Source organism: Bacillus pretiosus (genome assembly GCF_052947655.1).
The window spans coordinates 4,190,535-4,203,501 of record NZ_CM129593.1 but is presented as its reverse complement, the minus strand read 5'-3'; the positions used below and the strand labels follow the sequence as shown (position 1 = coordinate 4,203,501).

Below are 12,967 nucleotides of genomic sequence, written 5' to 3'. Positions count from 1 at the left end.
AGTTTGACTGAAACAATTAAATGTATTGGTTGCGGTGTAGAAATTCAAACAGAAGATAAAAACGAAGTGGGATATGCTCCTACCTCATCTTTAGAGAAAGAACAAGTAATTTGTCAACGCTGTTTTCGCTTAAAACATTATAACGAAATTCAAGATGTATCATTAACAGATGATGACTTCCTACGTATTCTAAATGGAATTGGAAAATCGGATGCGCTAGTAGTTAAAATTGTAGATATTTTTGATTTTAATGGTAGCTGGTTACCTGGCCTACATCGTTTCGTGGGAAATAATAAAGTATTACTTGTTGGAAATAAAGCTGATTTAATTCCTAAGTCAGTAAAACATGATAAAGTAAAGCATTGGATGCGCTATAGTGCAAAGCAGCTAGGATTAAAGCCAGAAGATGTCTTTTTAATTAGTGCAGCGAAAGGGCAAGGGATTGCTGAGCTGGCAGATGCTATTGAGTATTACCGCGGCGGAAAAGATGTTTACGTTGTTGGATGTACGAATGTAGGAAAATCAACATTTATTAATCGTATGATTAAAGAATTTAGTGATGAGACTGAAAATGTAATTACAACATCTCATTTCCCAGGAACAACACTTGATTTAATTGATATTCCGTTAGACGAAGAATCTTCTTTATATGATACGCCAGGTATTATTAACCACCATCAAATGGCTCATTATGTTGGAAAAGAAAGCTTAAAACTTATTACACCAACAAAAGAAATTAAGCCAATGGTGTTCCAATTAAATGAAGAACAAACATTATTCTTCAGTGGATTGGCACGTTTTGATTATGTAAGTGGTGGTCGTCGTGCATTTACTTGTCACTTCTCGAATCGTTTAACAATCCATCGTACAAAGCTTGAGAAAGCAGATGAATTGTATAAAAATCATGCTGGGGATTTACTAAGCCCGCCAACACCAGAAGAATTAGAAAATATGCCAGATCTAGTGAAATACGAATTTAATATTCGTGAACCAAAAACGGATGTTGTATTCTCTGGATTAGGATGGGTTACTGTGAACGAACCGGGAGCAAAAATTGTTGCACACGTACCAAAAGGAGTAAGTGTTTCGCTACGTAAATCTTTAATTTAATATGGAGAGGGATTTATGAAACAATTATATGGTGTAATCGGAAATCCAATTGGACATTCATTATCGCCTGTTATGCATAACGATGCATTTGAACACTTGAATATGGATGCCCATTATCATGCATTTCTTGTTAAAGAGGAAGTGCTAGGGGAAGCAGTAAGAGGTTTAAAAGCATTAGGTATTTCAGGATTTAATGTAACAACGCCGCACAAAGTTGCTATTATGGATTATTTGGATGAGATTGACCCGCTAGCAAAACAAATTGGTGCAGTAAATACAGTGGTTCATAAGGATGGGAAATTGATTGGTTACAATACAGATGGAATTGGTTTTGTCCGAGCGCTGCAGTCAATTAGTAGTGAACCACTTCAGGAGAAACGTATTTTATTGCTTGGCGCAGGTGGTGCTAGTCGAGCTATTTATTTTTCTCTTGCTGATGTAGGTGTGAAAGAGATTGATGTAGCTAATCGTACAGTAGATAAGGCGAAAGAACTTATTGCTGCATGTACAGCTACTGTTAATTCTGTTGCTTTATCGTTAGAAAAAGCAACAGAAGAACAAGGGAATTATGATATTATCATTCAGACGACAACAATAGGTATGCATCCACGCGTCGAATATACGCCATTACAAATTTCTTCGTTAAAAAAAGGGACGATTGTATCAGATATAATTTATAATCCATTTGAAACGAAAATTTTATATGAGGCAAAAGAGCAAGGTGCAATGATTCAAAATGGTATTGATATGTTTGTTTATCAAGGTGCGCTTGCATTTGAAATGTGGACAGGGCGTGTACCGAATATCGATAGAATGAAACAATTAGTTATAAGAAAGCTTGGAGGCTAACATATATGTTAACAGGAAAACAAAAAAGATTTTTACGTGCACAAGCACATCATTTAACACCTATTTTTCAAGTAGGAAAAGGCGGAGTAAATGAAAATATGATTAAACAAATCGCAGATACTTTAGAAGTTCGTGAACTATTTAAAGTAAGTGTGCTACAAAACTGTGAATTCGATCGTCGTGAAGTTGCAGAAGAACTTGCAAAAGGCGCACGTGCTGAAATCGTTCAAGTAATTGGAAGTACAATCGTTTTATACAAAGAATCTAGAGAAAATAAACAAATTAAACTTCCGCGATCAAAAGAATAGCATATGCTATTTTTTATCGTTAGTGCGTAATGATGTAGAGAGCGAAACCAATTGAACTTTTATTAACAGTGAACTCTCTTCGGATAGGAATGAAGAGAGTTACTGTAGGTAAAAGGAAGGGGCGTTTCTTTTGAGAAAAATTGGCATCATTGGCGGTACATTTGATCCGCCACATTATGGGCATTTGCTAATTGCAAATGAAGTATATCATGCTTTGAATTTAGAAGAAGTATGGTTCTTACCGAACCAAATTCCACCGCATAAACAAGGGCGGAATATTACAAGTGTAGAAAATCGCTTACAAATGTTAGAGTTTGCGACTGAGGCAGAGGAACATTTTTCTATTTGTTTAGAAGAGCTAAGCAGAAAGGGCCCATCGTATACGTATGACACTATGTTACAATTGACGAAGAAGTATCCGGATGTGCAGTTTCACTTTATTATTGGTGGAGATATGGTTGAGTATTTACCGAAGTGGTATAACATTGAAGCGTTACTCGATCTTGTGACGTTTGTTGGGGTTGCAAGACCTGGTTATACATTGCGTACACCTTATCCTATCACCACTGTGGAAATTCCGGAGTTTGCAGTTTCTTCATCTTTATTGCGTGAGAGATATAAAGAGAAGCGAACATGTAAATATTTACTTCCTGAAAAAGTACAGGTGTATATCGAGAGGAATGGGTTGTATGAATCGTGAGAAAGCACTTCATATTGTCAAACAACAAATGCATGAAAAACGTTATATACACACAATAGGTGTAATGGAGACAGCAATTGAACTTGCTAAGTTATACGGTGTGGATGAAAAAAAGGCTGAAGTTGCAGCTATATTCCATGATTATGCGAAGTGTAGAGCGATTTCTGAGATGGAAGAGATTATTAAAAGTGAAGATTTGCCGAAAGATTTACTTTGTTATAACAAAGAGTTATGGCATGCACCTGTTGGGGCATACTTAGTAGAAAAAGAAGTAGGCATTACGGATCCTGAAATCCTGCAAGCTATTACATATCATACAAGTGGTCATGAGAAAATGACGATGTTAGATAAAGTAATTTATGTAGCTGATTACATTGAGCCTGGGCGAAAGTTTCCAGGGGTGGAGGAAGCTCGTAAACTCGCATATACGGATATAAATCAAGCTTTATTATTTGCGTTAAAGCGAACAATTCAATTTTTAATGGAAAAAAATCAAACGATTTATCCATTAACATTCCAAACATACAACGCAGTTATCAAGGAGGAAATTAGTAAATGAAAGATAAAGAGTTATTAGTATTAGCAGCAAAAGCAGCTGATGATAAGAGAGCAGAAGATATGGTTGTCCTAAATATGCAAGGTATTTCACCAATTGCAGATTATTTCATTATTTGTCACGGTAACTCAGATAAGCAAGTGCAAGCAATTGCACGTGAAATTAAATCAAAAGCACATGAGTTCCAAATCGACGTACAACGTATGGAAGGCTTTGACGAAGCACGCTGGGTACTAGTTGACCTTGGAGATGTAGTTGCTCATGTATTCCATAAAGATGAGCGTAATCACTATAATTTAGAGCGTCTTTGGGGCGATGTGCCACGTGAGGATATTACAGACGAGCTAGACCAATGAAATACGAACAATTTGCATTGTTGTACGACGAACTAATGAATGATGTTCCTTATGATAAATGGGTGGAATTTACAGAGGAGAGTTTACAGCAAGCGGATATGAAAGAGGCGAAGATTCTTGATGTAGCATGCGGTACTGGTAATGTAACACTTCCGCTTGTACAAAAGGGTTACGATTTAATCGGTGTCGATCTTTCAGAAGAGATGTTAACGGTCGCTCAGCAAAAACTAGGCGGAGAAGGATACTTTATTCCTTTTTACCAACAAGACATGCGAGAGCTTGACGTTCCAGGTGAGTTTGACTGTGTAACGATCTTTTGTGACTCATTAAACTATGTATTGCAAGAAGATGGAGTGCAAGAAACATTTCGAAGAGTGTTTCACCATTTACGTCAAGATGGTTTGTTTTTATTTGATGTACATTCTTTATATAAAATACATCATGTATTTCAAAACGAAACATACACAGTGAATGGAGAAGAAATATCTCTTATTTGGAATTGCTTCCCTGGTGAAGAATCAAATAGTGTAGAACATGATTTAACATTCTTTGTTCAAGACCCAGAAGAAGATGTGTACCATCGTTTTGACGAATGTCACGTGCAACGTGCATATCAGGTCGAAGAGTTAACGAAATGGCTTGAAGAAGCTGGTTTTACCGTGCTTCGCGTCACTGGTGACTTTGAGCGACTTGAAGTTACAGAACAAACAGAGCGTATTTTCTTCATGGCGAAGAAAAATGGGTAAAACAAAAGCAACCGAGAAGGTTGCTTTTGTTTTGTAAAGAAGTTGTAATTTTAGTTCTAGCATAATAAGAAGATGATATACGTGAAGTATGAAAATACTAGTTTAAGTGAAAATGTAATGTAAAAAAGTAAGTATTTATAAAAAGGATTTGGAATGACGATGACGTATTTATTATGTGTGTTTATTGAATTGCTGATCGACGCATTTTAAATCTTCATCAAATTTCTCGTGTGTCCGCTCAATTAATTTATGAAACATATCCCCAACATGTTCTTCTAAAACACGAATGCCTTCTCCTGTAACGCCGCCTTTAACACATACTTTTTCTTGTAAAGTAGGCAATGTGAAAATCTCTTTTTCAAGTAGTTTCCCCATTCCAACGACCATTTCACTTACTAAAGTAGTGGCTTCTTCATGTGTAATATTTGTTTTATCTACAGCAGCGTTAATGAAACATTGTAATAAATAACTAAAGAATGCAGGGCCGCAGCTTGCTATATCAGATGAAACGCGCGTTATATCTTCTTCTATCATAAGAGGAGTAGAAATGTTTTTGAATAGGCGAAATAGCTTTTGTTGCCACTCTTCAGAGCATTTACTTCCAAATGTAAATAGTGATGCGCCAGACAGGGCGCGGTTTGTAATGCTCGGAATGATACGTGCAATGTGGCAAGGTACAAGCGTCTCTAATTGTGACGGAGATATTGGACTTGTGATAGAAACTAAGCACTTTTCATCAGAAAAATGTTCAGCGTATTTTTGTAGGATCGGGTATATATCTATCGGCTTTACGCAAATAAAAATAAGATGTGATCGTTTGATTACCTCATCGATAGTTTTGGCTATATGAACAGAAGGGTGTTTTTCCTTTATATGATATGCTTTGGCGGGCGTTCGATTAATCATTGTAAGGCACGAAGGTTTGACAGCACGGGTTTCTAAAAATGCGTCGATTAGTATATTCCCCATGTTCCCTGTCCCTATAATTCCTATGTTCAATGTTTCATCCCTCCTTCGTAACAGCTTTCTCCTAAACAATATGAATGATGTTATAAATTTATGATTAGAGGTGTAAAATGATGTGGGATTTTCCAAAGAAATGGTTAGGATTAGTAGCTATTATTGGAACTGTACTTTTTCTTCTTTTTTGGAAAACGAACCAGCATACAGAGCGAACGGTCATTGCAACGGATGTTCAAGCGAAAGAGCTAGAGAAGAAAAGTAAACCAAAAATATCGGATACAAAGCAGCAGAAAAAAATAATTGTAATTGATATGAAAGGGGCTGTTGTTAAAGAGGGGGTGTATGAAATGAAAGAAGGGGACCGGGTCAAGGAGGCTATTGAAAAGGCAGGTGGTTTTTTACCCGAGGCAGATAGGAAGAAGGTGAATTTAGCACAAATGGTACAAGACCAAATGATCCTTTATGTACCGAATGAAAACGAAAAAGTGCAAGAGGTAGCTGCTATTTCAAAGGGGGAGGGGAAAGTTCAAATAAATGCGGCTTCTAAAGAACAACTTGAAAAAATTACAGGCATTGGTTCTCGGAAAGCAGAAAGTATTTTGAAATATCGAGAAGAACATGGTCCTTTTCAGAAAATAGAAGATTTGTTAGAGATTGATGGGATCGGTGTGAAGTCATTGGAAAAAATAAAAGATCAAATTATTATTCCGTAAAAGATTGACGAAGTTTTTCTTCATTCGCTACACTACAAGTAGACAAAAAAGTAGGTGAAAAATATGGAACGAATTTCATGGGATCAATATTTTATGACGCAAAGCCATCTGCTATCTTTACGTAGTACATGTACAAGGCTTGCAGTAGGAGCGACAATCGTTCGTGATAAACGAATTATTGCTGGTGGATATAATGGTTCAATTAAAGGTGGCGTACATTGTATAGATGATGGATGCTACGTTATTGATAATCATTGTGTTCGTACAATTCACGCAGAAATGAATGCTTTATTACAGTGTGCAAAATTCGGTGTGAAAACGGAGGAAGCGGAAATTTATGTTACGCATTTCCCTTGTTTACAATGCTGTAAGGCGATTATTCAAAGTGGTATTACAGCAGTTTATTATGCGCAGGATTATAAAAATCATCCATATGCCGTAGAGTTATTTGAAAAAGCGAATGTAACAGTGAAACACGTTCCGCTAGAATATAATATTGCAGCATTAGAGGATCAAAAGCGTCATATGGAGTTAAAAGAACTATTTGCATCTTTAGAAAAAGAAAACTTATCAATGGAAGAATTACAGCATGTATTCACGAAAGCAAAAATGATGCTATAAGGAGTGAGTATAGTTGTATGGACAATGGGGTTATGTTGCAATCTCATTTATCATAGGGATTGCAATTGCCTTTTCCACTTCAGTTTTACTGCTGACTTGTTTTCTCGTTTTGTATGTTTTCTATTGTTTATACCGTACTTCGCGTAAAACCTTCTTTTTTTGTATGTTAGCGTGTTTTAGTGGCGCTATGTACACTACGTATATTCAAGGGCAAAACAAGCCTCTAGGAGAGTCTTACGAAGTTACAAGGGGGCTAATACAAAATACACCTCTTATTAACGGGGATCGCCTAACATTTCAAGTTGAAGATCAGAATAAAAATATAGTGCAGTTAAGTTACAAAATTAAATCGGCCTTGGAAAAGAAACAACTGCGACAATTACACGCAGGAGTATCATGTGTATTCGAAGGTGAGAGGAAAGAGCCACCAATAGCTCGGAACTTTCATGGTTTTAATTATCGTGATTATTTGTATAAGCAAAATATTCATTTCATATTGGAGGCTACATATATTTCTGAATGCCAAAAAACATCGTTGTCACTCGTGCAATGGATTCTTCTTTTGAGACAGCAAGCAATCTCGGGCGTTACAGAAATGTTTCCGGAGCAATCAGGTGCTTTTATGAATGCATTAGTATTTGGTGATAGACAACAAATGACATTTGAAGTTGAAGAGCAATATCAGCAATTTGGTCTTGTACATTTGTTGGCGATTTCAGGATCGCATATCGTATTGTTAATGGTGATTGTGTATTTTATTTTGCTAAGAAGTGGTGTGACGAGGGAGATAGCGACAGTATGTCTTATCTTTTGCATTCCTCTATATATGATTTTAGCAGGAGCATCACCGTCTGTTATAAGAGCTTCTATAACAGGAGTGTTGATGTTGATTGCTTTCATATGTTCTATTCGTTTATCTAGCTTAGATGCTTTAAGCGTTACAGCTATATGTATGCTTATATTTGATCCGTATCTTGTCTTTAATATTGGCTTTCAGTTTTCGTTCGTTGGTAGTTTCGCCTTGCTTTTGTCAGCCCCGCTTTTACTAGATAGTAGTAATGGAGTAATCGGAAATTCCATTTATATTTCTTTTATTTCACAACTCGTTAGTACTCCGATTTTGTTATATCACTTCGGTTATTTTTCTCCATATAGTATTTTTCTTAATATCCTATACGTTCCGTTTTTATCTCTTATTGTATTGCCGTGTAGTATTATCGTTTTGGTATTTATACCGATCGTCCCGTTTCTTGCGAAAGGACTTGCGAATGTACTATCAATAGGTTTGAATCTTTCTAATGATTTTCTAAGTTATTGTGAAAATTTACCGTTTATCCGCCTTGTTTTCGGGCAAACATCTATACTTCTTGTAGCTCTATATTACGCGAGTATTGTTAGTATATTGATGGTTTGGGAAAGGCGGGTGTCGAAGAAAATTATGTTCGTAGCTTCGGGTATATTTCTTTTCGTTTGTACATGTCATTATGTATATCCGTATTTTCGAGAAAGTGGGAGTGTTACATTTCTTGATGTTGGACAGGGAGACGCAATTTTAATTCGCCTCCCGTACGATAAAGAGATTTACCTCATTGATACCGGTGGCACAATGCGTGCAAATAAGGAAGAATGGCAACGGAAAAAGCATGAATTTTCTGTTGGAAATGATATTTTAATCCCTTATTTACAAAAGGAAGGGATTAAAACAATTGATAAATTAATTGTAACGCATGGAGATGCGGATCATATAGGTGCTGCGCAAGAGTTATTATCAAATATAACCGTAAAAGAAGTTGTATTTGGCCGAAAAGAACAAGATGCGGTATTAGAAAAAGTATTAAAGAAACAGGCATTAGAAAAGGAAGTGAAAATAAGTGAAGTGGGGGAAGGAGAGAGTTGGAGCGTAAATGAAGCGGAATTTTTTGTGTTAGCTCCAACAGGAAAAGCGAGAAGTGAAAATAATGCTTCAATTGTAATATGGGCAAAATTAGGAGGGGCAACGTGGCTGTTTACAGGTGATTTAGAAGAAGAAGGAGAGAAATTTTTAATAGCTACGTATCCAGATTTACGGGCGGATGTTTTAAAGGTTGCTCATCATGGGAGTAATACGTCATCTATAGTGCCTTTTTTGAGCGCTGTACAGCCTGATGTAGCGATTATTTCTGTCGGTGAGCGTAATAGGTATGGGCATCCTCATAAGGAAGTGATAGGGCGTTTGGAGAAGATGGGGATTGAAATATGGCGTACGGATAAGCAAGGCGCTATTTCCTATGTTTTTAAAGTGGAACACGGAACCTTTCGTAGCAAAATCACATATGATGAAACACATGATAGATAAAAAAGAAGACTGCCAGTAAGCAGCAGTCTTTAAGAACCGATAAATTTAATAACAGTTGCAATGATGAAAAGTGTTGCGAAAAAACCAAATGAGACGATAAATCCTACCCCTGAATCAATAGCGTCATTGCGTTTACTTTGAACGTTCTGTTCAAAATCATTCATTTAGAATCCCTCCCCAACATTCCACTTTAGTATAAAATATTGTCAGAAAAAAATCTACAATTTCCATATGAAGAGAAATCGAGCGTTTTTACTACTTTAGATCATTAAGGAACGCGAGTTTTTTGTTTCCAAGCATGTTAACAGTTGGCACTTATACTCGAATTTTTATTGTGAATAATAAAGGGAAGGTGATTACCGCACACCAATAAGAAACCCGGGGCTTATTGCGTGGCGTTTAATATAAATAAAGGAACGGGTCATAAAGCCTGTTCCTTTGTACTTGTAAAACGAAAGCTAGGGCATTAGTATAAATATATATTGCCAAGTTAGGGAGTAGGAAAAAGTATGAGTGATATACATAAAAAGATTAAAAAGAAGCAGTTTGCTCCAGTGTATTTACTGTATGGAACGGAAGCGTTTTTTATAAATGAAACGATAAAGCTTATTACAACAGAAGCGCTTGAAGAGGAAGATCGCGAGTTTAATGTTGTGACATATGATTTAGAAGAAGCGTATTTAGAAGATGTGGTTGAGGATGCACGTACACTTCCTTTTTTCGGGGAACGTAAAGTGATATTAATAAAATCACCACTATTTTTAACTTCACAAAAAGAAAAATTAGAGCAAAATATAAAAATTTTAGAAGAATATATTGGGGAGCCTTCTCCATTTTCTATTCTTGTTTTTGTTGCGCCTTACGAAAAACTTGATGAACGAAAAAAAATTACAAAACTATTAAAGAAAACAGCGGATGTAGTAGAAGCGAATGCGATGCAAGTGCAGGATGTTCAGAAGTGGATTGTTGCTCGTGCAGATGAGGTGCATGTGCATATAGATAATGCAGCTGTTAGTTTGTTGTTAGAGCTTGTGGGAAGTAATGTAACGATGTTGGCGAAGGAAATGGACAAGTTAACGCTATACGTCGGTATGGGCGGAGAGATTACACCGAAACTCGTTGGGGAGCTTGTGCCAAAATCGGTTGAACAAAATGTGTTTGCTTTGACAGAAAAAGTGGTAAAAAAAGATATCGCGGGTGCGATGCAAATTTTGGATGGATTATTTACGCAGCAAGAGGAACCAATTAAACTGCTTGCGTTATTAGTAAGTCAATTCCGCTTGCTCTATCAAGTGAAAGAGTTACAGCAACGTGGTTATGGACAAAATCAAATTGCGTCTCATATTGGTGTGCATCCATATCGTGTAAAGTTAGCGATGAATCAAACGAAGTTTTTCTCTTTTGAAGAATTAAAAAAAGTGATTATAGAATTAGCGGAAGCTGATTATAGTATGAAGACTGGAAAAATGGATAAGAAACTTGTACTTGAGTTTTTCTTAATGCGGTTAAATCATATGTGATGAAACAAAAAGTTCACGTGCTTAGCACGTGAACTTTTTGTATATAAAAAAACGATCCAAATGGATCGTTTTTTAAACGCCTTACGCGTTTACTTGTTTCGCTAAGCGAGATTTTTGACGAGCTGCAGCGTTTTGGTGGATAAGACCTTTACGAGCTGCTTTGTCAAGTTTTTTAGAAGCAGTTTTGAAAGCTTCTTTAGCATTTTCAAGATCGTTATTAGTAACTAAAGCTTCTACAGTTTTAACAGCAGAACGCATGTCAGACTTGATAGAAGCGTTATGTGAACGACGCTCTTCGCTAAGTTTAGCGCGTTTGATAGCAGATTTGATGTTTGCCATACTTTTCACCTCCCTGGTGCAATCGAATGACTCGATTCTTAACATAGAACAAGTGATATTCTATCAAACGGTGAAGAGAATTGCAATAGTATATCAATGAAATTTCACGTAAAGGAAAGAATGACCTTATATAACTTTGGGAAATCTAACGATATTTACTATGAATTACGGAGGAGATACGATGAAAGAACCATTAGATTTAAGTAAATATAGTGTTAGAACGGACCTTGCTGTAGAGGCACATGAAATGCTGCAAGAGAGTCAAGAAGAGCAAAAAGGGATACAAGGAGTTATTGTCAAAGAGAGGGAAGAAGAAGGTATTACCATTACAAAAGTAACGATTGATGAAATTGCCTCTGAATCGATGGGTAAAAAACCTGGGAGTTATTTAACGCTTGAAGTACAAGGCATACGTCAACAAGATACGGAACTGCAACAAAAAGTAGAGCGCATTTTTGCAAAAGAATTTTCTTATTTCTTAGAAGAGGTTGGCGTTACGAAAGAAGCGAGTTGTTTAATTGTTGGTCTTGGGAATTGGAATGTAACGCCAGATGCGCTTGGACCAATCGTTGTAGAAAATGTATTGGTAACGAGACATTTGTTTCAATTGCAGCCTGAAAGTGTAGAAGAAGGGTTTAGGCCTGTTAGTGCAATTCGGCCGGGGGTAATGGGAATTACAGGAATCGAAACGAGCGATGTCATTTATGGAATCATTGAGAAGACGAAGCCAGACTTTGTCATTGCAATTGATGCATTAGCTGCCCGCTCTATTGAACGAGTAAATAGTACGATACAAATTTCTGATACGGGAATTCATCCTGGATCGGGTGTTGGGAATAAGCGTAAGGAACTTAGTAAAGAAACATTGGGTATTCCTGTTATCGCGATTGGTGTTCCGACTGTGGTTGATGCAGTTTCGATTACAAGCGATACAATTGATTTTATTTTGAAACATTTTGGACGGGAGATGAAAGAAGGAAACAAACCTTCCCGTTCTTTGTTGCCAGCCGGTTTTACATTTGGAGAAAAGAAAAAATTAACAGAAGAAGATATGCCGGATGAAAAGAGTCGGAATATGTTTTTAGGTGCTGTAGGTACACTGGAAGATGAAGAGAAGAGAAAATTAATTTATGAAGTGTTATCTCCTCTTGGTCATAATTTAATGGTGACTCCGAAAGAAGTGGATGCTTTCATAGAGGATATGGCGAATGTAATAGCGAGTGGTTTAAATGCAGCCTTGCATCATCAAATTGACCAAGATAATACAGGAGCATATACACATTGATGGGAAGAGACGATAATCGTTTAAGCCGTTTTTCGCTTTTATGTATATGTAGTGCGGCCTTATGTTTACTTATGATAATAGCAGGGGTGGCACTTGCTAATCATGGTTTGAAAAGTATGAAAGGTTATCAGCAAATGTCGTATGAACAAATCGCTCATATGACAGGAACAGAGGGTGCGGGTGCTGAATCAGAAATTTTGGGAAGTTCGTTTTCCGTTGCTGAAAAACAAAAACAATTAGAAAGCTTAAAAAGCTTTAATGTTGTAGAAGGAATTGGTATGGCAATAGCAAGTGCTACTTATGAAGTAACAAAGTTTGGAACGGATATAGTTGTTGGGAAAGTGAGAGAGATTTTTAGTTAAGGGTAGCAGGAAGAACGGTTGTCTTACCATTTTGTACGACAGCCGTTTTTAAATTTGAAAAAAGTTTGTCTCTTATGGTTTGTTCGCATAAGATATAGATAGAATGATTTGTATTGTAAGCAGCACGAGTTTTCATTGAATCTTTGCTGCTCTATTGATATAATCAGTGCTAGTGTATATTGGCGAGACTATTAGGAGTTGAGA

The 12,967-nt window shown here is 36.7% G+C and carries 16 protein-coding genes; 13 read left to right on the top strand and 3 right to left on the bottom strand.

The window, feature by feature from the left end; genetic code table 11:
- Positions 1-3 precede the first annotated feature (3 nt).
- The 7 genes from yqeH to ACU8YW_RS21615 all read left to right on the top strand — a co-directional run bounded on the left by yqeH (position 4) and on the right by ACU8YW_RS21615 (position 4,625).
- Positions 4-1,110, top strand: a complete 1,107-nt coding sequence (gene yqeH, locus ACU8YW_RS21645; RefSeq protein ID WP_088064435.1) for a ribosome biogenesis GTPase YqeH — start codon at positions 4-6, stop codon at positions 1,108-1,110.
- Positions 1,111-1,125: 15 nt separating this feature from the next.
- Positions 1,126-1,959 carry a shikimate dehydrogenase gene (gene aroE, locus ACU8YW_RS21640; protein ID WP_048541495.1) on the top strand — a complete coding sequence of 278 codons (834 nt, stop codon included), beginning with the start codon at positions 1,126-1,128 and terminating at the stop codon, positions 1,957-1,959.
- A 5-nt stretch (positions 1,960-1,964) separates the two neighbouring features.
- Positions 1,965-2,267: a ribosome assembly RNA-binding protein YhbY gene (gene yhbY / locus ACU8YW_RS21635; protein ID WP_000955225.1), complete on the top strand. Its 303-nt coding sequence runs from the start codon at positions 1,965-1,967 to the stop codon at positions 2,265-2,267.
- A 130-nt stretch (positions 2,268-2,397) separates the two neighbouring features.
- The gene (gene nadD / locus ACU8YW_RS21630; RefSeq protein ID WP_060488253.1) at positions 2,398-2,967 is read left to right on the top strand and encodes a nicotinate-nucleotide adenylyltransferase; all 570 of its coding nucleotides are present in this window, start codon (positions 2,398-2,400) and stop codon (positions 2,965-2,967) included.
- Positions 2,957-3,526, top strand: coding sequence for a bis(5'-nucleosyl)-tetraphosphatase (symmetrical) YqeK (yqeK, locus tag ACU8YW_RS21625; protein WP_001078363.1), 570 nt, complete (start codon positions 2,957-2,959; stop codon positions 3,524-3,526). The genes nadD and yqeK overlap by 11 nt, the downstream gene beginning before the upstream one ends.
- Positions 3,523-3,879 carry a ribosome silencing factor gene (rsfS, locus tag ACU8YW_RS21620; RefSeq protein ID WP_000653210.1) on the top strand — a complete coding sequence of 119 codons (357 nt, stop codon included), beginning with the start codon at positions 3,523-3,525 and terminating at the stop codon, positions 3,877-3,879. Before yqeK ends, rsfS begins: the two co-directional genes overlap by 4 nt.
- Entirely contained in the window at positions 3,876-4,625 is a 750-nt protein-coding gene (locus ACU8YW_RS21615; RefSeq protein WP_000873069.1) for a class I SAM-dependent methyltransferase, read from the top strand. Before rsfS ends, ACU8YW_RS21615 begins: the two co-directional genes overlap by 4 nt.
- Before the next feature lie 171 nt (positions 4,626-4,796).
- On the opposite strand, the gene comER is transcribed toward ACU8YW_RS21615, so the two are convergent.
- Positions 4,797-5,624 (bottom strand): late competence protein ComER, encoded by an 828-nt coding sequence (gene comER, locus ACU8YW_RS21610; RefSeq protein ID WP_088064433.1) that lies wholly within the window; start codon positions 5,622-5,624, stop codon positions 4,797-4,799.
- Between the two features lie 77 nt (positions 5,625-5,701).
- On the opposite strand from comER, the gene ACU8YW_RS21605 reads away from it, so the two are divergent.
- The 3 genes from ACU8YW_RS21605 to ACU8YW_RS21595 all read left to right on the top strand — a co-directional run bounded on the left by ACU8YW_RS21605 (position 5,702) and on the right by ACU8YW_RS21595 (position 9,257).
- Positions 5,702-6,301, top strand: coding sequence for a helix-hairpin-helix domain-containing protein (locus tag ACU8YW_RS21605; RefSeq protein WP_426933891.1), 600 nt, complete (start codon positions 5,702-5,704; stop codon positions 6,299-6,301).
- 63 nt (positions 6,302-6,364) lie between these two features.
- The gene (locus ACU8YW_RS21600) at positions 6,365-6,922 is read left to right on the top strand and encodes a ComE operon protein 2 (protein WP_000439786.1); all 558 of its coding nucleotides are present in this window, start codon (positions 6,365-6,367) and stop codon (positions 6,920-6,922) included.
- 13 nt (positions 6,923-6,935) lie between these two features.
- Complete coding sequence (locus ACU8YW_RS21595) at positions 6,936-9,257, top strand: DNA internalization-related competence protein ComEC/Rec2 (RefSeq protein ID WP_088064431.1); 2,322 nt, start codon at positions 6,936-6,938, stop codon at positions 9,255-9,257.
- Positions 9,258-9,286: 29 nt separating this feature from the next.
- On the opposite strand, the gene ACU8YW_RS21590 is transcribed toward ACU8YW_RS21595, so the two are convergent.
- The gene (locus tag ACU8YW_RS21590; RefSeq protein ID WP_000997609.1) at positions 9,287-9,421 is read right to left on the bottom strand and encodes a YqzM family protein; all 135 of its coding nucleotides are present in this window, start codon (positions 9,419-9,421) and stop codon (positions 9,287-9,289) included.
- Positions 9,422-9,766: 345 nt separating this feature from the next.
- On the opposite strand from ACU8YW_RS21590, the gene holA reads away from it, so the two are divergent.
- Complete coding sequence (gene holA, locus ACU8YW_RS21585; protein WP_001279932.1) at positions 9,767-10,777, top strand: DNA polymerase III subunit delta; 1,011 nt, start codon at positions 9,767-9,769, stop codon at positions 10,775-10,777.
- 81 nt (positions 10,778-10,858) lie between these two features.
- Here the strand turns inward: holA and rpsT are convergent, their stop codons facing one another.
- Positions 10,859-11,116 (bottom strand): 30S ribosomal protein S20, encoded by a 258-nt coding sequence (gene rpsT / locus ACU8YW_RS21580; RefSeq protein WP_001274014.1) that lies wholly within the window; start codon positions 11,114-11,116, stop codon positions 10,859-10,861.
- A 181-nt stretch (positions 11,117-11,297) separates the two neighbouring features.
- Between rpsT and gpr the strand changes: the two genes are divergently transcribed.
- Together gpr and ACU8YW_RS21570 are read left to right on the top strand one after the other, a co-directional pair.
- Positions 11,298-12,401 carry a GPR endopeptidase gene (gene gpr / locus ACU8YW_RS21575; RefSeq protein ID WP_000662625.1) on the top strand — a complete coding sequence of 368 codons (1,104 nt, stop codon included), beginning with the start codon at positions 11,298-11,300 and terminating at the stop codon, positions 12,399-12,401.
- A complete protein-coding gene (locus tag ACU8YW_RS21570) occupies positions 12,398-12,763 on the top strand; it encodes a YqxA family protein (RefSeq protein ID WP_002107663.1) in 366 nt (121 codons plus the stop codon). The genes gpr and ACU8YW_RS21570 overlap by 4 nt, the downstream gene beginning before the upstream one ends.
- Positions 12,764-12,967 lie beyond the last annotated feature (204 nt).